This window comes from Acidovorax sp. 35-64-16 (genome assembly GCF_002281195.1).
GTDB classification, from domain to species: Bacteria; Pseudomonadota; Gammaproteobacteria; order Burkholderiales; family Burkholderiaceae_C; genus Acidovorax; species Acidovorax defluvii.
This window is the reverse complement of record NZ_NCFM01000001.1, coordinates 1-25478: the sequence shown is the minus strand read 5'-3', so window position 1 is coordinate 25478 and position 25478 is coordinate 1. Positions and strand designations below refer to the sequence as shown.

At 61.7% G+C, this 25478-nt stretch carries 28 protein-coding genes and 2 pseudogenes; 19 read left to right on the top strand and 11 right to left on the bottom strand.

The genetic code is table 11. The features are described from left to right. Positions 1–111 precede the first annotated feature (111 nt). From B7Y64_RS00145 to B7Y64_RS00135, 3 genes are all read left to right on the top strand, one after another. Complete coding sequence (locus B7Y64_RS00145; protein ID WP_291327104.1) at positions 112–330, top strand: CsbD family protein; 219 nt, start codon at positions 112–114, stop codon at positions 328–330. Positions 331–419: 89 nt separating this feature from the next. Next, positions 420–998, top strand: a complete 579-nt coding sequence (locus tag B7Y64_RS00140) for a hypothetical protein (RefSeq protein ID WP_291327106.1) — start codon at positions 420–422, stop codon at positions 996–998. A 195-nt stretch (positions 999–1193) separates the two neighbouring features. Next, positions 1194–1733 carry a hypothetical protein gene (locus tag B7Y64_RS00135; RefSeq protein ID WP_291327108.1) on the top strand — a complete coding sequence of 180 codons (540 nt, stop codon included), beginning with the start codon at positions 1194–1196 and terminating at the stop codon, positions 1731–1733. Positions 1734–2038: 305 nt separating this feature from the next. Here B7Y64_RS00135 and B7Y64_RS00130 read toward each other — a convergent pair whose 3' ends face one another. Next, the gene (locus B7Y64_RS00130; RefSeq protein ID WP_291327110.1) at positions 2039–2596 is read right to left on the bottom strand and encodes a hypothetical protein; all 558 of its coding nucleotides are present in this window, start codon (positions 2594–2596) and stop codon (positions 2039–2041) included. 5 nt (positions 2597–2601) lie between these two features. Next, a complete protein-coding gene (locus B7Y64_RS00125; RefSeq protein WP_291327112.1) occupies positions 2602–3657 on the bottom strand; it encodes a hypothetical protein in 1056 nt (351 codons plus the stop codon). A 410-nt stretch (positions 3658–4067) separates the two neighbouring features. Here B7Y64_RS00125 and B7Y64_RS00120 point away from each other — a divergent pair, with 410 nt between their 5' ends. From B7Y64_RS00120 to B7Y64_RS18975, 3 genes and pseudogenes are all read left to right on the top strand, one after another. Further along, positions 4068–5033, top strand: a complete 966-nt coding sequence (locus B7Y64_RS00120) for an adenine-specific methyltransferase EcoRI family protein (protein WP_291327114.1) — start codon at positions 4068–4070, stop codon at positions 5031–5033. A gap of 1 nt (position 5034) precedes the next feature. After that, a pseudogene (locus B7Y64_RS18980) lies at positions 5035–5316 on the top strand (DUF262 domain-containing protein); the annotation flags it as partial. Positions 5317–5756: 440 nt separating this feature from the next. Continuing rightward, complete coding sequence (locus B7Y64_RS18975; protein ID WP_366444406.1) at positions 5757–5963, top strand: HNH endonuclease signature motif containing protein; 207 nt, start codon at positions 5757–5759, stop codon at positions 5961–5963. A gap of 483 nt (positions 5964–6446) precedes the next feature. Here the strand turns inward: B7Y64_RS18975 and B7Y64_RS00110 are convergent, their stop codons facing one another. From B7Y64_RS00110 to B7Y64_RS00095, 4 genes and pseudogenes are all read right to left on the bottom strand, one after another. Further along, on the bottom strand, positions 6447–6776 hold the full coding sequence (locus B7Y64_RS00110) for a hypothetical protein (RefSeq protein ID WP_291327118.1): 330 nt from the start codon (positions 6774–6776) through the stop codon (positions 6447–6449). Next, positions 6773–8185: pseudogene (gene creD, locus B7Y64_RS00105) on the bottom strand (cell envelope integrity protein CreD). The gene B7Y64_RS00110 and the pseudogene creD overlap by 4 nt, the downstream one beginning before the upstream one ends. 269 nt (positions 8186–8454) lie before the next feature. Next, positions 8455–9240 carry an alpha/beta hydrolase gene (locus B7Y64_RS00100; protein ID WP_291326480.1) on the bottom strand — a complete coding sequence of 262 codons (786 nt, stop codon included), beginning with the start codon at positions 9238–9240 and terminating at the stop codon, positions 8455–8457. A 10-nt stretch (positions 9241–9250) separates the two neighbouring features. Then, positions 9251–10264, bottom strand: a complete 1014-nt coding sequence (locus B7Y64_RS00095) for a M14 family zinc carboxypeptidase (RefSeq protein ID WP_291326478.1) — start codon at positions 10262–10264, stop codon at positions 9251–9253. A gap of 165 nt (positions 10265–10429) precedes the next feature. Here B7Y64_RS00095 and B7Y64_RS00090 point away from each other — a divergent pair, with 165 nt between their 5' ends. From B7Y64_RS00090 to B7Y64_RS00080, 3 genes are read left to right on the top strand one after another with little or no spacing between them, the layout of a single operon-like run. Then, positions 10430–10564, top strand: a complete 135-nt coding sequence (locus tag B7Y64_RS00090; RefSeq protein ID WP_291326476.1) for a hypothetical protein — start codon at positions 10430–10432, stop codon at positions 10562–10564. Positions 10565–10568: 4 nt separating this feature from the next. After that, the gene (locus B7Y64_RS00085) at positions 10569–10697 is read left to right on the top strand and encodes a hypothetical protein (RefSeq protein ID WP_291326474.1); all 129 of its coding nucleotides are present in this window, start codon (positions 10569–10571) and stop codon (positions 10695–10697) included. Positions 10698–10706: 9 nt separating this feature from the next. Further along, positions 10707–11357: a hemolysin III family protein gene (locus B7Y64_RS00080; RefSeq protein ID WP_291326472.1), complete on the top strand. Its 651-nt coding sequence runs from the start codon at positions 10707–10709 to the stop codon at positions 11355–11357. Positions 11358–11436: 79 nt separating this feature from the next. Here B7Y64_RS00080 and creC read toward each other — a convergent pair whose 3' ends face one another. The 3 genes from creC to B7Y64_RS00065 form a co-directional block, all read right to left on the bottom strand. Next, the gene (gene creC / locus B7Y64_RS00075; protein ID WP_291326470.1) at positions 11437–12885 is read right to left on the bottom strand and encodes a two-component system sensor histidine kinase CreC; all 1449 of its coding nucleotides are present in this window, start codon (positions 12883–12885) and stop codon (positions 11437–11439) included. An 89-nt stretch (positions 12886–12974) separates the two neighbouring features. After that, positions 12975–13694, bottom strand: a complete 720-nt coding sequence (locus B7Y64_RS00070; protein ID WP_291326468.1) for a winged helix-turn-helix domain-containing protein — start codon at positions 13692–13694, stop codon at positions 12975–12977. A gap of 6 nt (positions 13695–13700) precedes the next feature. Next, the gene (locus B7Y64_RS00065; RefSeq protein WP_291328105.1) at positions 13701–14336 is read right to left on the bottom strand and encodes a MarC family protein; all 636 of its coding nucleotides are present in this window, start codon (positions 14334–14336) and stop codon (positions 13701–13703) included. A gap of 247 nt (positions 14337–14583) precedes the next feature. On the opposite strand from B7Y64_RS00065, the gene B7Y64_RS00060 reads away from it, so the two are divergent. Continuing rightward, positions 14584–15273, top strand: coding sequence for a dienelactone hydrolase family protein (locus tag B7Y64_RS00060; RefSeq protein WP_291328103.1), 690 nt, complete (start codon positions 14584–14586; stop codon positions 15271–15273). Between the two features lie 87 nt (positions 15274–15360). Here the strand turns inward: B7Y64_RS00060 and B7Y64_RS00055 are convergent, their stop codons facing one another. Beyond that, positions 15361–16491 (bottom strand): magnesium transporter CorA family protein, encoded by a 1131-nt coding sequence (locus tag B7Y64_RS00055; RefSeq protein WP_291325987.1) that lies wholly within the window; start codon positions 16489–16491, stop codon positions 15361–15363. A gap of 59 nt (positions 16492–16550) precedes the next feature. Further along, positions 16551–17558, bottom strand: a complete 1008-nt coding sequence (gene hemB, locus B7Y64_RS00050; protein ID WP_111868746.1) for a porphobilinogen synthase — start codon at positions 17556–17558, stop codon at positions 16551–16553. Between the two features lie 168 nt (positions 17559–17726). Between hemB and B7Y64_RS00045 the strand changes: the two genes are divergently transcribed. The 9 genes from B7Y64_RS00045 to B7Y64_RS00005 form a co-directional block, all read left to right on the top strand. Further along, complete coding sequence (locus B7Y64_RS00045) at positions 17727–18155, top strand: CopD family protein (protein WP_114656278.1); 429 nt, start codon at positions 17727–17729, stop codon at positions 18153–18155. An 18-nt stretch (positions 18156–18173) separates the two neighbouring features. Then, positions 18174–19271 (top strand): VanZ family protein, encoded by a 1098-nt coding sequence (locus B7Y64_RS00040; protein WP_024813766.1) that lies wholly within the window; start codon positions 18174–18176, stop codon positions 19269–19271. 9 nt (positions 19272–19280) lie between these two features. Then, positions 19281–19640: an NAD(P)H-dependent oxidoreductase subunit E gene (locus tag B7Y64_RS00035; protein ID WP_024813767.1), complete on the top strand. Its 360-nt coding sequence runs from the start codon at positions 19281–19283 to the stop codon at positions 19638–19640. An 83-nt stretch (positions 19641–19723) separates the two neighbouring features. After that, positions 19724–20365, top strand: a complete 642-nt coding sequence (locus B7Y64_RS00030; RefSeq protein WP_024813769.1) for an alpha/beta fold hydrolase — start codon at positions 19724–19726, stop codon at positions 20363–20365. A 101-nt stretch (positions 20366–20466) separates the two neighbouring features. Beyond that, a complete protein-coding gene (locus tag B7Y64_RS00025) occupies positions 20467–21636 on the top strand; it encodes a D-alanyl-D-alanine carboxypeptidase family protein (RefSeq protein ID WP_111868740.1) in 1170 nt (389 codons plus the stop codon). A gap of 234 nt (positions 21637–21870) precedes the next feature. Further along, a complete protein-coding gene (gene rpsL / locus B7Y64_RS00020; protein WP_024813771.1) occupies positions 21871–22248 on the top strand; it encodes a 30S ribosomal protein S12 in 378 nt (125 codons plus the stop codon). Positions 22249–22412: 164 nt separating this feature from the next. After that, positions 22413–22886: a 30S ribosomal protein S7 gene (gene rpsG / locus B7Y64_RS00015; RefSeq protein ID WP_005798541.1), complete on the top strand. Its 474-nt coding sequence runs from the start codon at positions 22413–22415 to the stop codon at positions 22884–22886. Positions 22887–23036: 150 nt separating this feature from the next. Beyond that, on the top strand, positions 23037–25139 hold the full coding sequence (gene fusA, locus B7Y64_RS00010; RefSeq protein WP_291325989.1) for an elongation factor G: 2103 nt from the start codon (positions 23037–23039) through the stop codon (positions 25137–25139). 219 nt (positions 25140–25358) lie between these two features. Continuing rightward, a partial coding sequence (locus tag B7Y64_RS00005) for a GTP-binding protein (protein ID WP_233250791.1) occupies positions 25359–25478 on the top strand: 120 nt, incomplete at its 3' end.

The following is a 25478-nucleotide window of genomic DNA, read 5'->3' as shown; positions in this document are numbered from 1 at the left end:
GGCCTACGCCGCGCGGCGGCCGTCGTTTTTACAGTGAGCTCCATCGCATCTCGCATTTGTTCCACGCATTCCGGGTGGACGGCAGAGGCGAAATTCTCGAGGAAGCACACCATGAACGAAGACACCCTTCAAGGCAACTGGAAGCAGTTCAAAGGCAAGATGGTCGAGCAGTGGGGCAAGCTCACCGATGACGATTTTGACGTGATCGCCGGTCGGCGCGATCAGTTCCTAGGCAAGCTCCAGGAGCGTCATGGCATCGCTCGCGATGCGGCCGAAACGCAGCTCAAGGAATGGCAAGACCGTCATCCAGAGTTCCGCTTCAAAGACTGATGTCCTGCGCGTTTGCGCAACGAAGGCATTTGTCCGCAGGCTGGCGCTGTGGCGCCGGCTTACCCCCAATTTTGACCAAGGATTTACCCATGAAAATTGCACGCACACTGATTGCATCCATCACCGCCGGCCTGTTGGCCACCAGCGCTTTTGCACTGACGCAGCCAGAATACAAGGCAGCAAAAAACACCATTGCAGCCGACTACAAAGTCAACAAGGAAAAGTGCAATGCCTTGACTGACAACGCCAAGGACATTTGCTTGAAGGAAGCCAAAGGCCATGAAGATGTCGCCAAGGCTGAGCTGGAAGCGCAATACAAACCCAGCACCAAAGCTGCTTACGAGGCCCGCGTGGCCCGCGCCGATGCCGACTACGCCATCGCCAAGGAAAAATGCGACGACCTCAGCGGCAACGCCAAGGACGTTTGCGTGAAAGATGCCAAGGCGGCCCACGTGACTGCCAAGGAAAATGCCAAGGTAGCCCAGGCACAAGCCAAGCCTGCCGACACGCCCGCCGCCAAGGGCGCCGCAGTTGCCGAGGCACGCAAGGATGCCTCCGCCGAGAAGAACGAAGCCAACTACAAGGCCGCCAAGGAGCGCTGCGACACCATGCAGGGCGACGTCAAGTCCAAGTGCGTGGACGATGCCAAGCGCATGTATGGTCAATAAACAATCTGTTGGGCGATCCGCAAGGATTGCCCGAACGGTTGCGACCCCGAGAGCCCCGCCCAGAGCGGGGCTTTTGCATGGTGTGGGGTGTTATGCATCTGATGGCCCAACATCCCTTGGTAGGCTGTTTTTTGCTTAATTCTTAGGCACAGGTAAGTGCTGTAGGTCGGTATTGTCCACTCATGACATGCCGACGTGACTTCTTCTCTCGAGCCCAGAACCGCAAAGCGAACCCCTTCCACTATCAAGTGGCTCCTGACAGAGCGTGCCGCTCTCGTTGGCGAGCAAGAGAAATTGACCAAGCAAATCGGCCGGCTGCAGCAGCGTGCTCAGGAGCTGGCGAGCAAGGTCGCCGCGCTAGACGTGACTCTAGAGCTTGTTGCGCCGGAAGTCTCCCCCACTGCGGGTGGGGCGCTCAAGGTCTGGACCGGGCGCTGGGGCGAGTACGGTGCATTGACGAGGTTTCTCTATTCAAAAGTCCGAGATGCAGGTGCTGCCGGCCTGGAAACCCGCCAGCTGACGTTGATGGTCAGCGTTCACTTCGGCATCGAAATCACGAGCACCAAGGAGCTTACGGACCTGCTGATGGGCGCGGTTCGCCCCGCCTTGGTTCAAGGCCGAAGAGATGGCCTTCTGGTAAGTCACAGAGAACACGGAGCAGCTCATCGCCCAGTTCGAAGCCGAGCATCAGGCTTTGCTGGAGCAGGCACGGCGAAGACAGGAGCAGCACGCTAAGGTCGAACAGGCGGCCAGAGAAAGAGCGGAGAAGTTGCGCACAGAGGCAGAGCGTCGTCGACCTCCGACGGCTGAAGAGCTTGCCAAGGTTGAGCCTCATGCGAAGGCGATAGTGCGCCAGAAATATGGCTTGGACCCAGACTTGCCTGGCTGGCGAGGGTTGGTCTTACTGGAAGCGAAGAAGCTGCTAGGCCGATAACCGAATTACTGTTCCCTGTTTTTGTAAACCCTAGCATAGCCGGTTTTAAAGGCTTATATATTATTAGGGATTCGCGTTCGAAAGTTGGGAAATATTATTCACGCGCTCATTTATTAGGATTAGCCTGCAAATAGGTGAACCCAAATTTGGCTAACGCATGAAGTGCTGTTTGATGAAGATATTTTTCGATACCATCCGCCTCCGCTGCGTCAACCCAAATTGTTCTATAAGCCAAAACTCTTAGGGGTTGCGGCTCAACTTGATACCTGAGCGTTCCGGTCATGGAGTGGAACACCTCTACCTTGACGTAGATGGTGCACGAATTCTTTGATACGGATTCTCGTGTGGCTTTGGCTTCAACGCCCACAAGTATGGTGACATCAGGAAGATTGTCGCGGCTGATTTGCTCTCTCTCTATGGGTTTCAAACCTAGCTCAGCTATCTCATCTATGAGGGGCTGTGCTTTTTGTTTGAGACTTTTTTCGTAGGTGCAAATCCCGTCATCAAACTCTGAAAATACATACCACCCCGTGCGTGCTCCTTGAAGTAGTTCCAGGGACTGCTTTTCATCGGTTGTGGTGGCTCCGCTAGCACCTGGGATGAGAAGGGCGACACCAAGAGTGATGAGCAACTTCGTTGCAGCCTGTATGAGGTCTAGGCGCATAAGCGTTACTTCCTGCTGCTTCTAGAGCCGGCTCGATTTTGCAAGACTTCGCTTATCAGCTGGGGTTCAAGCGCTCGATATAAAACGTCACCACCAGAGCCTTTATAGGTGGGCCTATTGTCAATTATCGCCTGGAAGTGCTTGAGACAGGTTCCATGTGCGCCTTTGACAATGATTTCTGCACTGGACTTTTTGTCATCCAATCGCTTTATGGCTGACTTTATGCAGACTTTGTATTCGATGAAGGCTGCATCGCTTAACGCTTGGTCTTTTCGGGCTTGAATGGCCCTTGCAACAGAGTTTGGTGCAACGCATATCCCATGACGCAGTGAGCCGTCGGGTAGCCGTTTGTTTGCGGCGTTCTCCAGGTCCCGGCCTACCAATTCAAGTCCTTCGCGGACTTTCTTTTTTGCACAAGCGAGGTCAGGGCAAGCTCTGGCCCCCGTTATGTACTCGATAAAAACTTCTCGGCTGCGCTCGTCTGTTTCCCCGCATGCCTGAGCTAAAGCAATAGACCAGTCCGCTAGCAACTCAATGTTGCCGGAAAGTTCTTTGTCTTTAACGCAGTGCATTCGGTCAATGATGCTTGAAGGCTTCTTGCAGTCAACCATTGGGCTTGACAGCTCTTCAATTATCTCAGGGTATTCTAAAGAGCACGCAAAACGTATGACTCGCCCTACAGGATTGTTCTCCCAAAAGTTACCGAATCTTGTTTGGCTTTCTCGGTATATTTCATCGTTAGCGTATGAAAACGATTTCTTGAAGTTGACAATCTTGCTCTCTAAGGAACCGCGAACATTTGTTAGCTCAAAGTCTCTGCAGTTCGCAGTACTTTCCATTTGCAGCGTGGAAGTGGAGTCGGTTTGTTTCCACGTGAATGCGACAACGTCGCTCTCGCTCACCAATTTATGCACGGATTTCGCGTCAACTTCAGTCAGTTGATTCGAATAGTCAAGAACAGTTGTCCACTCGTAATCGCGAGAATTGGCGCTGTTGGGGGTGCCCATCAACAGCGCAAGCGATAGAGCTGCTGGCATGACCGTAACTATCCGCTTAGGCATTGCTGTCCTTCCTAATTGACCGCGGATAGGCTTGACGCCTGACTCAGCTCATGGGCTACCCGCGTGATTGAGGCAATGTAGCAGAGATTGATACAAAGGCGCGGATGGTCGCCTCCCACAACCCCCGTGAGCAGTGCTCCGAACACGTTCGAAAACGCTGTAGGTCGGCTAACTCAGCCTATCGTCCATGCGCCCGCCCATGAGGCGAGTGTATGCATGTAGCTCTTGCTAGCGCATCTACTGGGTAGCAAGTCGCGAAGTTATTGCTCTCCTCCCCTTGGAAAGGCTAAACGCGGGTTTTTAAACAAATCACCGTAACCCTCGCAGCACCTTTCTAGGCCATATATCACCTGTAACGCAGCCATTCCTTTGGCTGACTAGTTTTTTGCGTTGCAGGTGCTGCTCTATTCATGGAGCAGATATTGGCCAGTGCCGCCCCGACTTCCCCGAGCAATAGCTCGCTTCACGCTGCAAGGTCAGCGAAGAACGACGAGTTCTACACCCAGATTTCCGACATCGAGAAAGAGCTTCGGCATTACAAGGACCACCTCAAAGGCAAGGTGATTCTCTGTAACTGCGATGACCCCGAGTGGTCTAACTTCTGGCTTCATTTCACGCTGAAGTTTGAAGACTACGGATTGGCAAAAGTCGTAGCGACACATTACTCACGAGGTGAGCCTTCGTACAAGTTGGAATTCACAGGCAAGGACCAGCCTGTAGTCAGAACACCCCTTCAAGGTGATGGCGACTTCCGCAGCGATGAATGCGTCGAATTGCTCACAAGCGCGGACATTGTTGTCACGAATCCACCATTTTCTTTGTTCAGGGAATACGTCGCACAGCTTGTCGAGCACGAGAAGCAGTTTCTGATTATCGGAAACAATAACGCCTTGACCTACAAAGATGTTTTCAAGCTTATCAAAGAGAACAAGCTTTGGATGGGCGTCAGCCCTCGCAGCATGAAGTTCAAGTTACCGGATGGCTCAGAGAAGGACGTCAACGCATGCTGGTTTACCAATTTATCGCACCATAAGCGCAACGAGGAGCTGGTTCTCTTCAAGTCTTACAGGGGCAACGAGGCGAGCTATCCCCGCTACTACAACTACGACGGCATTGAAGTCAGCAAGGTTGTAGATATTCCCATTGATTACCAAGGATTAATGGGCGTGCCTATTACTTTCCTGGATAAGTATAACCCCACGCAGTTTGAGATTGTCGGGCTAGCTAATGATAAGCGTGCCGTTGACGATGCCTTTGTCCAAGGACGTGAAACACATCTCGACGAGCAACATAAGCGATTTGTCGGCATGGTCTTGTCTGAAAACGGAAAACTTCGTGCGACCTACGCACGAATCATTATCAAGAAAAAATCCTGACATGAAAATCCAACCAAAACAAATCAAAGTCCGCGACCTTTACGACGGCTACAAAGATTCAGGCGACGCGGGCGTTGTCGGCTTCGGAGGTCAACTCAACATTCGACCGGCCTACCAACGCGAGTTCGTTTACAAGGACGAACAGCGCAACAAGGTTATCGACACCGTGCGCAAGGGCTATCCCCTCAACGTCATGTATTGGGTTCGCAATCCTGACCCTGTAGACCCGCTCAACGACGACCTGGCCCGCTTTGAAGTGCTCGACGGGCAGCAGCGCACATTGAGTATCCGGCAAGATTACCTAGAGACAGCGCTCAAATGGGCCAGTAAAGGCAACCCCGCCTCATACATGGCTGCGCACCAGTTCGACAAGACGGCCTTCGACCTGTGGAGCTACTTCAGCAGCGTCATCGGCTGGGTCAAATTGACGTTCCCGACGGTCCGCAAGGAAATGAAAGCTATCCCATGGGGTGAGCTGTACGACACCTACAAGGGCGAGAACCTTGACCCAGTCGCCTTGGAAGTTCGCATCGTAGAGTTGATGAAAGACGAGGATGTCACGCGGAAAGCTGGCATTTACACCTACGTCTTGGACGGCAACCGAAAACACCTGAGCCTGCGCGCGTTCACTCCCAACACCAAAACAGAGGTTTACAACCGTCAGGGGGGATTTGCGCAGCCCCAGGCTGTTCGAAGCCTGGCCACAAGTTTGAACTGGAAGAGATGGAGGCCGACCACATCGTCCCTTGGCACGCGGGAGGCAAGACTATTGCGTCGAACTGCCAGATGCTTTGCAAGGATTGCAACGGTAAGAAGGGCGGAGCGGTGTTCATACCCGCGATGGCCACTGCATCGGCATCGCCTGCATCACCGGCAGCATCTGCTGCTCCGTCAACGCCTGCTGCACCTGCTGCTCCGGGTAGCCCCTGACGGGACGCATCATCTCAGCTAGAAAGTGCAACGCCACCTCAAAGGTGGCGTTTTTCGTACGCTTGACGTCTCACAAGTGCCCGCTTTTGAGAGCGCTAACGCCAAGCCCAAAACACTTTGAGACGGGCAAACCGCCATGAGGCAGTCTGCAGCAGGCGGGATTCACAAGGCCAGGCCGGCGCTGCCTAATTTTTCTCTCGAAGTGCCGAAACACAGGCTAAGTGCTTGATTTGATTGGATTTTGGCCATCAGATGCATAACACCCATGGTGTGTACGTCGCGGGGTTCACACTGCCCAGTATGCGGCGCCGTGCACCGCCAAGAACCAGGCGCTCAATGGCACGGTGACGATCTGATGAGATTTGGCGTTCGTTCAATGCTATCTAAAAAATAGCTGTTAGCGCTTGATCCTATTGCGCTGCAGGCTGTTTTCACTGGCGGATTCCAGAACGAAGTGCATCACGGCATCACGGCATCACGGCATCACGGTATCGGACGACGTGGCAGCCGCAGGCCCGCCATCCGCCACGACAGTTCCCTCAGTGCGCGCCGCAATGCCGACGATCCGGGCGGCAGGCAGGTGGCTTGCAGCACATCCTGTTTGGCTTGCTCCAGCGCGGCGCGGTCTTGCACCTGCAGCGCGGCCAGCAGACGGTCGCGGTGGCGCTGCACGCGCAGCGCTTCGCCCTCGGACAGCCCGGACGCCGCAGGCGCCGCCGCCGAGGCAAGATAGCGCGCCCAAACCTCTGGTGCTTCGGCACAAAGTGGCGTTTGCAAGGGCGCTGCAGGCCGGCCTTGTGTGGCGGTTGTCATGCGGCCTCCGGCCGGGGGGTGCCATGGGTGGCGCCAGCGCGGGCGGGCGCCAGTCCATACCAGTTCACGTTGCGGGTGAGCACCATGACGGCGGTGAGCACCAGGAACAGCGCAATGGCGCCCACCACCAGGGCGGTCTGCTCCAGTTGCAGCAGCACATAAAGCAGGCCATACAGCAACGCAATGCCCGCGCCCAGTGGCAAGCCCCGCGCCAGGCTGCTCAGCATGTGGCTTGCGTAGTAGGCCAGCAGCAGCACGCAGGCCGTGGCGGCAATGGCATACGACACCCCGAACGGCAGGTGCTCCGACAGACTTACCAGCAGCAAGAAGAAGCTGCACAGGGCGCTGCCCACCAGCAGGTATTGCACCGGGTGCACGCGCAGTTTTTTCATCAGCTCGAACAAGCCCACCGCCACAAAGGTCAGCGCAATAAACAGCACCCCGTATTTGGTGGCCCGGTCCTACAGGGTGTAGGGGTTGACCGGGTCGATAAAGGCCACGCTGAAGCTGTCGGCGCAGTCGCGCTCCGCCGTGGCGGCCAGGGCATGGTCGCTGCCTGCAGTGCTGGCTGCGTCACACACCTTTTTTCCGTTGGCAATGTCCTGCTGGGCCGTGGTGGCCAGCGCCGACAGGCGCCAGCGGGCGCTGAAGCCGTCAGATTTGACCTCGCGCTCGGAGGGCAAAAAACGCCCCGCGAAAGAGGGATGGGGCCAGCTGCTGCCCATCTGCACCTCGGTGTTGCCGCCCAGGGGCACGATGGCCAGGCGCTCGGTGCCCACCAGTTCGAGTTCCAGCGTGGCCGAGAGGCCGTTGGTCTGGTCGCGCACGGCCTCGGGCAGCGCGGCGTGCAGCCCCCGGCTGTAGGTGGGGTGAAACGTGCCAGGCTTGAGCGGCAGCGTCTGCTCGCCCAGGGTGAGCTGCGCGGTGCGGATGCCGCGGGCATCGCCCACCGCCATCATCAGGATGGGGGCGCCGCACTGCATGCGTGAGCCTTTTACCGTGGCCTGCGGCTGCAAGCTGGCCAGCGAGGCCCATTGCGCCGTGATGTGGGCCTTGAGGTTGTAGGTGTTCACCTTGTGCAGGCCGCGCGAGCGCTCCTGCATGGCGGCGCCCGATTGCAGCGTGAGTTGCTCAGGCATGGCGGTCAGCAGAAACTCGCGCCGCTGCTCGGTGGCGCGGCGCTCCTCTCCCTGGCCGGTGGCCACATCCCAGCTTTCCACGCAGGCGCTGTGGATCATCGGGCCCACCAGGGTTTGCGGGCCGGCGAGGCTGTTGGCCACGCCCTGTGCTGTCATGCTGCGGTAGCGCTGGCGGTCGCGCACCACGTCTTCGATCAGACCCAGACCGAACAGCAACAGCAGGGTGATGGCCGCCAGCGCGGCCAGTTTGTTGAACAAGGGATTTTTCAAGGGCTCCTCCACGGTGAATGTGAAGGCAGTGTTGTTGCCCCGGGTGAGGCCACGATGAAGTTTGTGAGGCGAGCGTGAAGTCCGCGCGTGGCGCAAGGGATGACCTGCATAACTCCCTGCGGTCGGTGGCAGCGCGGTCTCGGGCGGTCCACTGCGTTGCTTTTCTTGCCAATAGCGAGGCTATTGGCCGCAAAAAGACGCCTTGCGGCCCATCCCGATCCGCACTACCACCGACGCGCGAGGGTTATGCAGGTCATCCCAAACGGGGGTTATTTCTCTTCGGGCGTTGGCCGTTGCGACGGGGCTTGCTGCGCCAACCAATGCCGCACCTGCTCTATCACCCACTGGGGCGCATCCAGCGGCAGGTCGTGCCCGGCATCGGGGTGCAGGGCCAGGGCGCAGTGCCACGCGTCGGCAATGGCCAGTGAACAGCGGCTGTTCACCAGCTGGTCGTTCTGGCTGGCCAGCAGCAGCACCGGCGGGGGCGGCGCCAGCGTGGGGGCGTTGTAACGGGCCGCCGCCACCAGCTGGCGCAGGGCGTTGATGGCCGACACCGGGCGCCGGGTGCGGGCGGCAACCCAGTCGTCAATGACAGCGGTGCGTGGGCCTGGCGCATTGCTTGTCAGCCGCCACACCGTGCGCTCGATGGCGTCGGCCGATGGGGGGCGCAGCGCCAGCCCCAGCAATGCCGCGTAGTTGCGCGGCCGCAGCCGGTGAAAAAAGGGGCTGAACGGGCGAAAGCTGGTGTTCACCAGCACGCACCCGCTGATTTCTTCGGGCGCAGTGCGCGCCCATTCGGTGGCCACCATGGCGCCCAGCGACATGGCAAACAAATGAAACGGTGGCAACACCCCTTGCCTTGCCAGCTCGGCGCGGCAAGCCGCCACCATGCCCTGCACGGTGAGCGGGCTTGGCAGGGCATGGAGCTGGCCGTTGCCCGGCAGATCGAGCGCCACCACCTTGGCCTGGGGCAAGGCAGTCTGAAAATCGCCCGCAAAGGCACCCCAGTGGGCAGCCTCCCGGGTCAATCCACGCAACAAAATCCAGGTGTCCATGGGGGCGCGCTCAATACCACTCGGCCAGTGCATTGGCTCGGCGTTGTTCGTAGCCTTCCTTGCCGGGCACCCACCGCTGGTGGCTGCAGGCCGCACGCGACAGAAAATCGAGCAGCGCCAGATGCCGGCGCAGCACCCGCTGCTGGCGGTGGTCGATCAGCGGATTGAAGATGCCCAGGCGCGAGAACAGCTGGCGCGGGTTCTTCTTGATCCAGATCCATGAGCCCATCTCCAGCGTCAGCGGCAGGAAAATGCGTTCGGTGTTCTCACAGGCCTGCAGATACAGGTAGTCCCACAGGTCGCCGTGGGCGAGGTACTGCGCGCTTTGGGGTTCGATGATGTACTGGTGGTTGCTGTGCGCCTGCAGAAAGATGTCTTTGAGCGCATGCAGTTCGTTGAGGTGCGCAATGGGTTTGCGGGTGTGGGCAAACGGAAACCACAGGCGGTCCCGCACGCCAAACCCCGAATGGCAGTCCAGCGCAATGCTGAAGGGCCGGGGCAGCAACTCGGTGCGCACCACCTCGCACAAGGCCTGGCTCTCGACTTCCATGGGTTCGCCAAAGTGGCCGCGGTACCAGGGCAGGCCTGCGCTCAGGCGTTGGCCGCCCATCAGGAAAGGCACGCGGTCCAGCGCCTCCACGGGGGCGTTGCGCATCAGATCCACCCCGTTGGGATTGGCGCGTGTGGCCGCCCACATGCCACCGGGGTTGACGATGGGCATGAACACCAGGCGCACATGTTCGAGTTGCTGGTGCAGCGTGGTGTCCCAGCGCAGCCGCATGACGATGTTTTGCAGATAGGCAATCACCACCTCGGCGCCGATCCGCTCCAGCCCGTGCACCCCGCCAAAAAAGCCCACGGCAGGGATGTCCGGGCTGGGGTTGCCAATGCCAATCGAGTAGATGGGAAAGCTTGCGCCCGACGCCACGCTGACCTCGCGCACCACGCGAACCTGCAGGTCCGGGCCGCCCTGTTCCAGAATCTTTTCCAGGGCCCGCAGTTCGGGCAGAACGTTTTCGGGCACGGTGGTGGAGGGCGGGGTTGCAGAGGGGGGACGCCGCAGCATACCGCCCGCCTGGCCTTGCGTGTTGATCGAACCTGCGGGTGTGGCAAATGCGCCGACGGACGCCAAACTGTCACATACCGCAGTTACCTTGCAGTGGCCCACAACCTTCTCCAAAGGCCTCGCATGCTCTGGAAACTGCTCGGATTGCAGAGACTCTTCGACGAACTGTTCGACGAAACCTGGCGTTGGCTGGATTTGCCGGGCAACGACTGTTTCTCCCATGAAGAATTCACGGCCCCATCGCCAGCGCAGGATTGACGCCATGCGCTGGCTCATGCTGTGCGGCCTGGTGGGCTGCGGCATGGCGTGGGGTTTGGTGGAGCTTTTTGCCCTGCAGCGGGCGCGCTACCACGCCTGGCGCGACCGCCAGCAGACTGCGCTCCCGCACTAGGAACGGGCGATGGGCCGGTTTTTCCTCTCGGGCAACGCCGGGCGCCCGCAAAGCCGTGGTGAGGAAATCGCCAACGCGGTCAGCCACGGAGCGGCGTTGGTCGCTGCCCTGGCCGCCGGTTACTGGCTGGTGGCCTGGGGGCGAAGCCTGAGTGCCCAGGGTTTTGCCGGTGTCTGCGTTTTCGTGGCAACGATGGTGTGGCTGTACTTTGCGTCCACCGTTTATCACGCGTTGCCGCAGGGCCGCGCCAAGCTGGTTTTTCTAAGGCTCGACCACGGCGCGGTGTATCTGTTCATTGCGGGCAGTTACACGGTCTTTGTGTCGAGGCAATTCGGCGGCCCCGGGGACAGCGCTACGCTGGTGGTGGTGTGGCTTATGGCCGCTGCAGGCATGGTGCTCAAGGCCATGGGCCGTCTGTCGTCGCCGTGGTGGTCCACGGGCGGGTATCTCGCCATGGGGTGGCTGGTGTTGCTGGCGGCGTTGCCCATCCTGGAGCGTGCGTCTGCGGCGGGCGTGCAATGGCTGGTGGCCGGGGGCTGCCTGTATACCTTGGGGGTGGTCTTTTTTGTGCTGGACGCCCGCATTCGGTATGCCCACGCGGTATGGCATGGGTTTGTGGCGGCGGGAACGGCTTGCCACACCTGGGCGGTGCTGGGCTGACGGGTTGCAAGAACGCCGCAACCCGGCGGCTGTTATCTGCCCATGGCGAAGGGGCGTGCCGCGTTGTGCGCACGCCCGTCTATCCGGCCGGAAACTCCAGCACCACCCGCAACCCTGGCTGTGTATTGCGCACGTCCATGTGCCCGCCATGCAGGGTCATCACGCGCCGCACAATGGCCAGCCCCAGGCCGGAGCCGCTGCGCTCGCCACCCGGCCGTGCGGTGGTGAAAAAGCGTTCACCCAGGCGCGGCAAGGCGTAGTCGGGCACGCCGGGGCCGCTGTCCTGTACGGCCACGTTGGAGCCGTCGAGTTCGATTCGAATGGTGCTGCCCGCCGGGGAAAAATCCATGGCGTTGTCGAGCAGGTTGGTCAGGGCCATGGTCACCAGCTCGGCCTCCCATGGCCCGCTGGCGCCCGCCCCGCTGAGAGTGAGTTGCAGGCCCCGCTGCATGGCACGGGCCTGGCTGCTGGCCAGGGCGGCACGGGCGCAGTCGTGCAGCGACACGGGGCTGCGCACCTCGGTGTGCTGGCGCTGCTCCAGCTTGCTCAGCTCCAACAGCCGGTCGATGAGCCGCTGCAGCCGCTCGCTTTGCTGCACGACCTGGGTGGCAAATTGCGCCCGGTCGGCGGCGGGCAAGTCTTCCTGCAACAGCTCGCCCGCGCCACGGATGGCGGCCACGGGGCTTTTGAGCTCATGGGTGAGTGCGCGCACATAGCCTTCGATGTAGTCGTGCCCTTGCAGCCGCGCGCGCATGCGGTCCATGGCGCGCGCCAGGTCGCCCAGCTCGCCGGGCACCCGGGGCACGGCCAGTGCGGTGGCCGGGAGGGCGTCGTGCTCGCCATCGGCGGGGCCCTGCACGCTCAGGGCGTAGTCGCGCAGGCGGCGCACGTTCCACACCATCCACAGCGTCACGGCCACGCCCACGGCGGCCGACAGCAGCAACAACACCACGCCGCCCATCAGCACCTTGCGTTCGGCCCGGTCGATGAAGCGCTGCACGGTGCGCACGGGCTTGGCCACGGTGAGCACGCCGAGGATGCGCCCTTGCACCAGCACCGGAGCGGCGACGTGCATCACACCGCTGGTGTCGTCGCTGGTCACTTCGCGGGTCATCCGGGCGCCGTACTCGCCGCGCAAGGTGCGGGCCACGTCGCGCCACTGCGAGAAGTCCTGGCCCACCGCCTGGCCCTGTGAGTCGAACAGCACGCGCCCGGTGGCGTCGGTGACGTAAATGCGGTAATCCAGGGACTGCTTGGTAAAGCCCCAGATGCCTGCGTCGATGGGGCGGCTGGCGTAGTTGCGCACATGGCGGGCAAAGGCGCTGTCAGCGTCGCCCTGCGCCAGGCGCCCGGCCGCCAGGTCATCACTGGCCAGCTCGGCCAGGAGGTTGGCTGTGTCCACCATCATGTCCTCCATCACCTCGCGCACGCTGGGCTTGATCTCGGCGGTGAACACGCGCAGTACGAAGAAGGCTGCGATGCCGTTGATCAGGAAGAACGCGAAAAGCAGGCGGATGCCAAGGCGCATGGGTCACCAAGGCAGGGTCAGTGTGTTTTCAAAAATCATAGCTGTCAGCGCTTTGTGCATAAGCGCTAGAGGCCAATTCGGCTCATATTTCACAGGTTCAGGCAGTAGCCCATGCCCCGGTGCGTCTGGATGTACTCGCGCGACGGGTCGGCCTCGCGCAGCTTGGCGCGCAAGGTCTTGATGTGGGTGTCCACCGTGCGGTCGTGGCTGTCGCTCTCGTCGCCCCAGGCGGCGGCCAGGAGGGTTTCGCGCGTGTGGATGCGGCCTGCGCCCGCCAGCAGGCAGGCCAGCAGGCGGTATTCGCGCCGGGTCAGTGCCAGTGGCTCGCCGCGAAGGCAGATGCGCTGGCCTGCGGCATCGTCGTGCAACAGTGCCGGGGCCGCTGCAAGCGCGGCTGCGGGCGCACCGGCACGGCGCAGCAGCGCCTTGACGCGGGCTGCCAGTTCGCGCGGGCTGAACGGTTTGGTCAGGTAGTCGTCGGCGCCCAGTTCGAGCCCCAGCACGCGGTCGAGCTCTTCGCCACGCGCGCTGAGCATCAGCACCGGGGTGGCGCTGGGCGTGCCGGGCGTTCCAGGTGTTCCAGGTGTGGGGGGCGGGGTGTTGCGCACCTGCTGCAGCAGGTCCAGCCCACTGCCATCGGGCAGCCCCACGTCGAGCACCAGCAGGTCGAACGCCCGGGCCTGCACTTGCTGGCGGGCGTCCCGCAGGAGCAGGCTGTGCGTCACGGCCAGACCATCGCGTTCGAGCGTGTACACCACCGTGCGGGCGATGGCCGGGTCGTCTTCCAGCAACAGCAATCGCGCAGCCAAGGGCGCTTACCTCGCTCCGAGAATGGGGAACAGCTTGCCCAGGCCATCGGCCATCACCTCTACGGCAAGTGCCGCCAGGATCAGGCCCATCAGCCGCGTCATCACGTTGATGCCTGTCTTGCCCAGCACGCGGGCAATCGGATCGGCGAGCGAAAAACACAGGGCCGTGGCGAGCGCAATCACCACGCCGTAGCCCACCAGCGCCGCGTGCTGCCAAAAGGTTTGCGCGCGGTCGGCGTAAATCACCACGGTGGACATGCTGGCCGGCCCGGTGAGCAGGGGAATGGTGAGGGGCACCACGGCAATGCTGCTGCCTGCGGCGGCTTTTTCGGCGCCTTCTTCGAACTCGTGCGTGTGGGGCTTGGCCTCTGCCGGCTGCGCGTTGAGCATGTTCATGGCGCTGATCAGCAGCAACATGCCTCCGCCCACCTGAAAGCTTTGCAGCGAGATGTTGAAGAACTCCAGAATCTGCAGGCCCAGCAGGGCGCACGCGGCAATCACGCAAAACGACGCCAGGGCCGCCGTGCGGATGGTGCGCCGACGCTGCTCGCTGGAAAACCCCTGGGTGTAGTGGATGAAAAACGGCACGATGGCCAGCGGGTTCACGATGGCCAGCAAGGTGATGAGGGGTTTCAGATCCATCGGTGGCCTTCGAAAATGCGCGTGGGGGTGGTACGGGTGGTGCGGGTGGCATCTGGCAGCCGCCACGCGAGAGCCGTGGCCGCCCCGATGCGGCGGCCTGCGCGGGTGACAACAACCACTTTGAGCACAACCGGTCTCCTGCAAGAATGGGGTGCATTACAGCATCCCGGCACCGGGCCGGAGTGCATTCGAGGGTGGCGGTGGTGTCTTTGCACCACAGGTTTTTTTCTTCTCAAGGAGCAATTGCATGGGCCAGTTTGTCAATCTGACGTCGCAGGACGGTTTTGTGGTGCCCGCCTGGGTCGCCCAGCCCGACGGAGCGCCGCGTGGCGCCGTGGTGGTGCTGCAGGAGATCTTCGGGGTCAATTCGCACATCCGTGCGGTGGCAGACCGCTTTGCGGCGCGTGGCTATCTGGCAGTGGCCCCCGCCACCTTTGCGCGGGTGCAGCCCGATGTGGACCTGGGCTACAGCGAGGCCGAGATGGGCGTGGGCTTTGGCCTGAAGACGGCGGTGGAGGCACTGCCCGGCGCCGGTGCCATGCCCGACATCCAGGCTGCCATCGATTACGCCGCGCAGCACGGTGGCGGCAAGGTGGGCATTGTGGGTTTTTGCTGGGGAGGCCTGCTGGCCTGGCGCGCGGCCTGCAGCCTCAAGGGCTTGTCGGCGGCGGCGTGCTACTACGGCGGTGGCATGACCACGGCAGACGAAGTGGCGCGCCAGCCCCAGGTGCCGGTGCTGGCACATTTTGGCCAGCACGACCACTGGATTTCGGTGGACAGCGTGCAGGCTTTTGCGCGCGCGCACCCCGATGTGCAGGTGCATGTGTACGACGCCGACCATGGCTTCAACTGCGACCAGCGCGGGTCGTATGACGAAGCCTCGGCACTGGTGGCGCGCGACCGCACCCTGGCCTTCTTTGCAAAGCACGTGGGGTAGAACGGCGATTGAGGAGTGGCCGGGGCAACGCGGGGTGCATGTGGCGCCGGGGCTTGGGTCCCGGTGCGGCGGCCCACCAGCCCCCGGTCATTGCCCGCCGGTGCGCGCCAGGTAGCGTTTGCGCCAGAACAGCGCCACCAGCCCTGTGGCAATCGCCGTCATGGTGCCCAGCGCCCACCAGAATCCGTCTTGTTTGTGGATGAGCGGCAAGAACTCGAAATTCATGCCAAAAATGCCTGCAATCAGGTTCAGCGGCAAAAACACGGCGGTCAGCGCGGTGAGGGTGCGCATGATGTCGTTGGTGCGGTTGCTTTGCACAGAAAAGTGCATCTGCACGGCGGTTTCGGTGCTTTGCTCCAGCCGCCGCACATGGTGCACCACGCGCTCGATGTGCTCGAGCACGTCGCGGCTGCGCACCTTGAGCAGGTCCAGATCGCGCTGGCCGGCGCTGCTGTCGGGCAGGGCCCAGGTTTCCAGTTCGTCGATCCAGTTTTGCACGGCGGTGCGCTGGTCTTCGCAGATCTCGTCGAGCTGGTGTAGCGACAGGCGTGCTTCGAGCAGCGAGTTCCAGTTCACAAAGCGCGCCCGGGGCTTGAGCAGCTCGTTTTGCCAGTGATCGAGCTGGCGCGTGAGGTCGCGGCGCAGGTCCAGGTAGCCATCCACCATCAAGTTGACGACGCGCAGCATCAGGTCGGCGGTGCTGGACGGCTGCCGTACACCGGGTGCCGGGCTGGCGCGGCCCTCGTGCAGATCGGTGGAGGCGGTGGCCAGCAGGCGCGCGGCGTAGGCATCGCGCACGGTGCAGTCGGTGGGGTGCACCGACAGCAGCACATGGTCAAACATGGCAAACCCCACCGGGCTGGTGTCGATGCGGCGCAGCACCGGGGGGCCGCTGCGCCGCATCGGTGCTACAGCCGCACCTTCCGGGTGGTCTGGCTCGGCGGTGGGCGGCAGGGCGGCCAGGCGGCGAAAAACCAGCAGGTCGTATTGCGAGGTGTAGTCGTAGCGCGATGGCAGCTGCGCATTGAGCAGGTCCGAGACATGCAGGTCCACCACTTGCAGGCCGGTGATGGCCTGCAGCGAGGCCTGGATCTGGCCCAGCTGTGTGCTGAAGACGGTGCGTGCGCAAGACACCCAGAAAAACCCCTGGCCGGGTGGCTGGCTCGGCAGCGCGTTCAGCTCGATCGCGCCACCGGCGTGGATGTGGAAGATGCGCATGCCGCTCAATTTGGGGTGAAAATGGCCTCTGGCGCTTATTGGATAAGCGCCAATAGCTATTATTTTAGGAGCAAACGCGCGGCGTCGCGGGCAAAGTAGGTGAGCACGCCATCGGCGCCTGCGCGTTTGAAGGCCAGCAGGCTTTCCATCATCACGGCATCGTGGTCGAGCCAGCCGTTGGCGGCGGCGGCCTTGATCATGGCGTATTCGCCGCTCACCTGGTAGGCGAATGTGGGCACGCGGAACTCGTCCTTCACGCGGCGCACGATATCCAGGTAGGGCATTCCGGGTTTGACCATCACCATGTCGGCGCCTTCGGCGATGTCCAGCGCCACTTCGCGCAGGGCCTCGTCGCTGTTGCCCGGGTCCATCTGGTAGACGAACTTGTTGCTCTTGCCCAGCGCGCCGCGCGTGCCCACGGCGTCGCGGAAGGGGCCGTAAAACGCGCTCGCGTATTTGGCGCTGTAGGCCATGATGCGGGTGTGGATGTGGCCCTGCACCTCAAACGCCTCGCGGATCGCGCCGATGCGCCCGTCCATCATGTCGCTGGGCGCCACGATGTCCACGCCCGCTTCGGCGTGGGTGAGGGCCTGGCCGGTGAGGATCTCCACCGTTTCGTCATTGATGATGTAGCCGGTGTCGTCGAGCACGCCATCCTGGCCGTGGCTGGTGTAGGGGTCGAGCGCCACGTCGGTCATCACGCCCAGGTCAGGAAACTCTTTTTTCAGCGCCCGCACCACGCGCGGGATCAGGCCGTCGGGGTTGAGCGCCTCCTTGCCGTCGGGTGTTTTGAGCGCGGGGTCGATGGCCGGGAACAGCGCCAGCACCGGAATGCCGAGCTTCACGCAGTCTTCGGCCACCGGCAGCAGCAGATCCAGGCTCAGGCGGTCCACGCCGGGCATGGACGCCACGGCCTCGCGCTGGTTCTGTCCCTCGTGCACGAACACGGGATAGATCAGGTCGTGGGGCGTGACGGCGTGCTCGCGCACCAGGTTGCGGGTAAAGCTGTCACGGCGCAGGCGGCGTGGGCGGCTTTGCGGAAAGGGGGTGGGGCTGGAGAGGTGCATGGTGGAATTATGAAGCCCCCTGCGTCGCTTCGTCCCGCCCCACGGGGCGGCGGCCGGGGCGGCGCTGTGGTGGGTGGCGCTGCAAAAAAAGGCGGCCGTGGCCCGGCGGACGTGCCGGGCTGGTGCGGGTTGGCCGTGGCCGTGCGCGCAGGCCCTTAAACTGCGGGCATGCTCTGGATCAAAGCCCTTCACATCGTTTTCGTGGCCAGCTGGTTTGCCGGCCTTTTCTATCTGCCGCGCATCTTCGTCAATCTGGCGATGGTGGCGCCCGGCTCGGTGGCCGAGCGCGACCGACTGGTGCTGATGGCGCGCAAGCTGCTGCGCTTCACTACGCTGCTGGCAGTGCCGGCCGTGGCGCTCGGCCTGTGGCTGTGGCTGGGCTATGGCATCGGCTGGGGGCCGGGCAATGGCTGGATGCACGCCAAGCTGTTCGTGGTGGTGCTGGTGATTGGCTACCACCATGCCTGCGCCGTGCTGCTGCGCAAGCTCATCGCCGGCAGCAGCCGAAAGAGCCATGTGTGGTTTCGCTGGTTCAACGAAGCGCCCGTGCTGATGCTTTTGGTGGCTGTGGTGCTGGTGGTGGTCAAGCCGTTCTGACACCCTGGGGCCGCGCCGGTGCACAAAACCTCTGCCTGGCCGCTTGCGCTGATTCATGCGGCGCTGATTGTTTTTGCCAGCCTGTTCCCCTTTGACGGCTGGCGCGATCAGGGCATCGATCCCTGGATTTTTTTGTCGGCCCCATTGCCGCCGCCGTACTGGACGGGGTTTGATGTCGCCGTCAACGTGGCGGGTTACGTTCCCCTGGGTTTTTTGCTGGCGCTGGCGCTGCTGCGCTGGGGGCACGAGCGCTGGGCGGTGCTGCTGGCAGCGCTGGCGGGCGCTTTGCTGTCGCTGCTGATGGAATACCTGCAGATCTATCTGCCCCGGCGTGTGCCCTCCAATCTGGACCTTCTGCTCAACGCCATCGGCGCGCTCGCGGGGGCGTGCGCGGCAGCGCTGCTGGAGCGCTGGGGAGCCATCGACCGCTGGAGCGATTTCCGCGCCCGCTGGTTTGTGCAGGATGCGCGCGGAGCACTGGTGCTGCTGGCGCTGTGGCCCATGGCGCTGTTGTTTCCGGCGGCCGTGCCTTTTGGCCTGGGCCAGGTGCTGGAGCGGCTGGAGCTGGGCCTTGAAGACATGCTGGCCGACACCCCCTTTCTTGGCTGGTTGCCGGTGCGCGACGTGCCACTGGAGCCCCTGTCGCCGGGCGGCGAGCTGCTGTGCGTGACGCTGGGGCTGCTGATCCCCTGCCTGCTTGGGTATTGCGTCATTCGCCATGTGGGGCGCCGGGCCCTTTTTGCCCTTGCCGTGGTGGTGGTGGGCATCGGGGTGACGGCCCTGTCGGCGGCTTTGAGCTGGGGGCCTTTGCACGCCTGGAGCTGGCTGGGTTTGCCCACGCGCGTGGGGGTGTGGGCTGCGCTGGCGCTGGCGGCGATGCTGCTGGCTTTGCCGCGGCGCGCCAGTGCGGCGGTGCTGCTGCTGGCATTGGCGTGGCACCTGGGGCTGCTCAACCAGGCGCCCACCAGTGCCTATTTTGCCCAGACGCTACAAATCTGGGAGCAGGGGCGGTTCATCCGATTTTTTGGCCTGGGCCAGTGGGTCGGCTGGCTGTGGCCTTATGCCGCACTGGCGTATGTGTTCTTTCGGGTGTCGCGCCGGGAGCCGAAAAACTAGAATGTCCCCATGAGCGACACCCCCTCCACACCCGCCGCAGCGCCTGGCTATTTCGCCCGCCACATCTTTTTTTGCCTGAACGACCGTGCCAACGGCGAAAACAGTTGTGCCCACCACGGCGCCCAGGAGGCGTTTGATCGGTGCAAAGATCAGGTCAAGGCCGCTGGGCTGGCGGGCCCCGGCAAGGTGCGGGTGAACAAGGCGGGCTGCCTGGACCGCTGCGCAGCCGGCCCCGTGGCTGTGGTGTACCCCGAGGGAACCTGGTATTCCTATGTAGATGCCAACGATGTGGATGAAATCGTGGAATCGCACCTCAAGAACGGCAAGATCGTCCATCGCCTGGTCACGCCGGCAGAACTGGGGCGCTGAGCGCTGCTCTGTGTGTTTTGAGTGTTTTTGGCGTCTGGCGCTTATGTGATAAGCGCTATACGCTATTAAATAAGTAGTAAACCTTGAATGTACAAACCGAACGCCTGACGCTGAGCGGCGCCGCAGGAGCCATCGAGGCAGCCCGCGATGCAGCGTCCCTGCCCGACGGCGCGGCCCCCCGTGGCGTGGCCATCCTGGCCCATCCCCATCCACTGTTTGGCGGCACCATGGACAACAAGGTGGTGCAGACCCTGGCGCGCGCCTTCACCCAATGCGGCTGGACGACGGTGCGGTTCAATTTTCGGGGTGTGGGCGCCAGCGCCGGCGTACACGACGAGGGGCGCGGCGAGCTGCAGGATCTGCTGGCCGTGGTGCAGCAGGTGGCGCCCCAGGGCCCGATAGCGCTGGCAGGTTTCTCGTTTGGCGCTTTTGTCACCAGCCACGCACTGGCCGCCCTGTGGGGCGAGCGCGAGGTGGCGCAGGCGGTGCTGGTTGGCACCGCAGCAAGCCGCTTCACCGTGGCCCCCGTGCCGCCCGAAGCCCATCTGCGCACGCTGGTGCTGCATGGCGAGCTCGACGACACCGTTCCGCTGTCGGCAGTGCTCGACTGGGCACGGCCCCAGATACTGCCTGTCACAGTCGTCCCCGGTGGCGGCCATTTCTTTCACGGACAATTGACCCTGCTGAAGAATCTGGTGGTGCGCCACCTCCAGTCTGGGCGGTGAAGCCTGGGCCATTGCGGGGGCTGCGCGCCCCAGGCGGCGTTTTCAGGCTTCACCTTTTGTGTTTTTTTATCCCCGGGCCTTGCGCCCCATTTTTCTGCCCCATGAAACGAATCCTGCCCGCACTGCGATCCCTGGCTCTTTTTGCTGCGGTCGCGCCCGCCGCCTTCTGGGCCCACGCCCAGGCGCCCCAGCCCCCCGAGATTGCCGCACGCACCTACATGCTGGTCGATGTGACGGCCAACCAGGTGTTGGCGGCCAAAGACATTGATGCGCCGGTGGAGCAGGCCTCGCTCACCAAGCTCATGACGGGCTATCTGGTGTTTGATGCGCTGCGCGCCAAGAAGGTCACGCTGGACCAGAAGCTGCCCGTGAGCGTGCGCGCCTGGAAGATGCCCGGCTCGCGCATGTTCATCGACCCCAAGATGCAGGTGCCGGTGGACGATCTGCTCAAGGGCATGATCGTGCAGTCGGGCAACGACGCCACCATGGCGCTGGCCGAAGGCGTGGGCGGCACGGTCGAGAATTTCGTCAAGCTCATGAACGACCAGGCGCAGGCCCTGGGCATGAAGGGCACGGTCTACAAGAACCCCGAGGGGTTGACGGAACCCGGTCACACCACCACGGCGCGTGACCTGGCCACCCTGGCGACCCGGCTCATGCAGGACTTCCCGGAGTTCATGCATTACTACGCCACCAAACAATACAGCTACCCCGGCACGCCCGCATCCAACGGCAACAACCGCAACATGCTGCTGTTCCGCGATCCCACGGTGGACGGCCTCAAGACCGGTCACACCGCTGCTGCCGGTTACTGTCTGGTAGCCACCTCCAAGCGCGATTTCCCCAACGTGGGGCAGCGCCGCCTGCTGTCCATCGTGCTGGGCGCCGCCAGTGAGAACGCCCGCGCCAACGAAAGCCAAAAGCTCCTGAACTGGGGCTACACCGCCTTTGATGCCGTCAAGCTGTTCGATGCGGGCCAGCCCGTGGCCACGCCCGCAGTGTGGAAGGGCACAGAAAGCACCATCCGGATCGGCCGCGCTGAGGCCATCGTGGTGGCTGTGCCTTCGGGCAGCGCCGGCAAGGTCACCACCCAGATCGTGCGCCAGGACCCATTGGTGGCGCCCTTCACCAAGGGCCAGGCGATTGGCTCGCTCAAGGTCGTGCTGGGCGACCAGCCGCTGACCGAAGTGCCGCTGGTGGCGCTGGATGGCGTCGAGCAGGCGGGTGTTCTGGGCCGGGCCTGGGATGCGATCCGGTTGTGGATCAAGTAACCGCATTGTGCTGTCGGTCATCAAAAAAGATAGCTGTCGGCGCTTAACCCATAAGCGCAAAGCATCAATTTGACGGTAGTTTCTATCAATCAGATAGATGCAGCAGTGGCAGGGCCGAGCTCTACGGGGCTTGCCCGTTGAGGTCTGCCCTGCTACATTAGAAGGCTTTTCGGAATTTCCGAAGGGATTCACGTTTTCGCTTTCACGAAGCATTTCACGTTTAGGGACGTATTCATGCCAACCATTAACCAGCTCGTGCGTCAGGGGCGTCAGGTCGAAACGACCAACTCCAAAAGCCCTGCGATGCAAAACTCTCCACAGCGCCGTGGCGTGTGCACCCGTGTGTACACCACGACGCCTAAGAAGCCTAACTCCGCTCTGCGGAAGGTCGCCAAGGTTCGCCTGACCAACGGTTTCGAAGTCATTTCCTACATCGGCGGCGAAGGCCACAACCTGCAAGAACACAGCGTCGTGCTGGTTCGCGGCGGTCGTGTCAAGGACTTGCCCGGTGTGCGTTACCACATCGTGCGCGGTTCGCTCGATTTGCAAGGCGTGAAAGACCGCAAGCAGTCGCGCTCCAAGTACGGTGCCAAGAAGCCAAAGGCCAAATAAGCCTGCGGTTGATCGATATAAAAGGTGCTGTTTCCCGCGTGGCGCGGTGATGCAGCGTAGTGACCCCAAGCGCAAATGTCTGCGTGGGTCGAGTAAGTGGGAGTCCTGAATGGCTCTCGCGGTGTCTGAAAAGATGCCAACTGAAGCAAGAATGAGGTGAAAAAATGCCACGTCGTCGCGAAGTCCCCAAACGTGAAATCCTGCCGGATCCAAAGTTCGGCAATGTAGAGCTGTCTAAATTCATGAACGTGATCATGGAAGGCGGCAAGAAGGCTGTTGCAGAGCGCATCATTTATGGTGCCCTGGAACTGATCGAGAAGAAGCACCCTGATAAAGACCCTCTGGAAGCTTTCACTGTTGCCATCAACAACGTCAAGCCCATGGTTGAAGTGAAGTCCCGCCGCGTCGGTGGTGCCAACTACCAGGTGCCTGTGGAAGTGCGTCCTGTCCGTCGCTTGGCTCTGTCGATGCGCTGGATCAAGGAAGCCGCCCGCAAGCGTGGCGAGAAGTCGATGGCCCAACGTCTGGCCAACGAGCTGCTCGAAGCCACCGAAGGCCGTGGCGGCGCCATGAAGAAGCGTGACGAAGTGCACCGCATGGCAGAAGCCAACAAGGCGTTCAGCCACTTCCGCTTCTAAGTCGACGAACCGCTCTCGTCGTCCTTCGCAAGGCTGCCGGCATTTTTGCCTGCAGCCTTGTGGCGATTGAGGCGGTCACAAAATTGACGGGTTGCAGCGTCAGAATGCTGGGCCCGCCCCCGAATAACACGAACCATCCAAGGATCCACCATGGCTCGCAAGACTCCCATCGAGCGCTACCGCAATATCGGTATCTCGGCCCACATTGACGCTGGCAAGACCACGACCACCGAACGTATTCTTTTCTACACCGGCGTGACCCACAAGCTGGGTGAGGTGCATGACGGCGCTGCCACCACGGACTGGATGGAGCAAGAGCAAGAGCGTGGCATCACGATCACTTCCGCTGCCGTGACCTGCTTCTGGAAGGGCATGGACCTGTCCTACCCCGAGCACCGCTTCAACATCATCGACACCCCCGGTCACGTGGACTTCACGATTGAAGTCGAGCGTTCCATGCGCGTGCTCGATGGCGCCTGCATGGTGTACTGCGCTGTGGGTGGCGTGCAGCCCCAGTCGGAAACCGTCTGGCGCCAAGCCAACAAGTACAAGGTGCCCCGTCTGGCCTTTGTGAACAAGATGGACCGCACCGGCGCCAACTTCTTCAAGGTCGTCGAGCAGATGAAGCTGCGCCTGAAGGCCAACCCTGTGCCCGTCGTGATCCCGATTGGTGCCGAAGACAAGTTCCAGGGCGTGGTTGATCTGCTCAAGATGAAGGCCATCATCTGGGATGAAGCCTCGCAGGGCATGAAGTTCACCTACGAAGAAATTCCCGCCGACCTGCTCGAAACCGCCAAGGAATGGCGCGAGAAGATGGTGGAAGCCGCAGCCGAAGCCACTGAAGAGCTGATGAACAAGTACCTGGAAGAAGGTGACTTGAGCGAAGAGGAAATCAAGGCGGGTCTGCGCCAGCGCACCATTGCCACCGAAATCCACCCCATGCTGTGCGGTACCGCGTTCAAGAACAAGGGCGTGCAACGCATGCTGGACGCCGTCATCGACTACCTGCCAGCACCGACGGACATTCCGGACGTGACGGGTACCGACGAAGATGAAAACCCAGTCACCCGCAAGGCTGACGACGGCGAAAAGTTCTCGGCACTGGCGTTCAAGCTGATGACCGACCCGTTTGTTGGTCAGTTGACCTTCGTGCGCGTGTATTCGGGCGTTCTGACCAAGGGCGACACCGTTTTCAACTCGGTCAAGGGCAAGAAAGAGCGTATTGGCCGTATCGTGCAGATGATGGCGAACGACCGCGTCGAAGTCGATGAAATCCGCGCCGGCGACATCGCTGCCTGTGTGGGCCTGAAAGACGTGACTACCGGTGAAACGCTGAGCGACATCGACTCGCCGATCATTCTGGAGCGCATGGTGTTCCCCGAGCCTGTGATCACGCAGGCTGTCGAACCCAAGACCAAGGCCGACCAGGAAAAGATGGGCATCGCGCTGCAACGCCTTGCTGCCGAAGATCCATCCTTCCGCGTGAAGACCGACGAAGAATCGGGCCAGACGCTGATCGCCGGTATGGGCGAGCTGCACCTGGAAATCATCGTGGACCGCATGAAGCGCGAGTTCGGCGTGGAAGCCAACGTCGGCAAGCCCCAGGTGGCCTACCGCGAAACCATCCGCAAGACGGTGGAAGAGGCCGAAGGCAAGTTCGTGCGCCAGTCGGGCGGCAAGGGCCAGTACGGCCACGTTGTGCTCAAGATCGAACCCAACGAAGCCGGCAAGGGCATCGAGTTCGTCGACGCCATCAAGGGCGGTGTGGTTCCTCGCGAATTCATCCCGGCCGTGGAAAAGGGTATCAACGAAGCCGTCACGCAAGGCGTACTGGCCGGCTACCCGGTGGTCGACGTCAAGGTCACGCTGCACTTCGGTTCGTACCACGATGTGGACTCGAACGAACTCGCGTTCAAGATGGCAGCCATCTTCGGTTTCAAGGAAGGTTGCCGCAAGGCCAACCCCGTGATTCTGGAGCCCATGATGGCCGTGGAAGTGGAAACGCCTGAAGACTACGCCGGTAACGTGATGGGCGATCTGTCCTCGCGTCGCGGCATGGTGCAAGGCATGGAAGACATTCCTGGCGGCGGCAAGGCCATCAAGGCCGAAGTGCCACTGTCGGAAATGTTCGGCTACTCGACCACGCTGCGTTCCGCAACGCAAGGTCGCGCCACCTACTCGATGGAATTCAAGCACTACAGCGAAGCACCGCGCAATGTGTCGGAAGCCATCATGGCTGCGCGCTCCAAATAAGTCCTGGGGGGCAATGCCAGCTTCGCTGTTGTGTCCCCATCGACTTTGCTGAAAAGGCCGCTGGCGCTTATCCAGTAAGCGTTAGTAGCTATAAACTTAGTAGCAAATTATTTTTGCAATCTGCGATCCGGTGCCGCCCCGTTGCCTGTGCAGGGCGAATCAGCAACCGGATGCAGACGTTAAACCAATACACAGGCATCGCTCTTTGGAGAATTAAAAATGGCAAAAGGTAAGTTTGAACGCACCAAGCCCCACGTCAACGTGGGCACCATCGGTCACGTGGACCATGGCAAGACGACGCTGACGGCGGCCATCGCCACGGTGCTGTCCGCCAAGTTC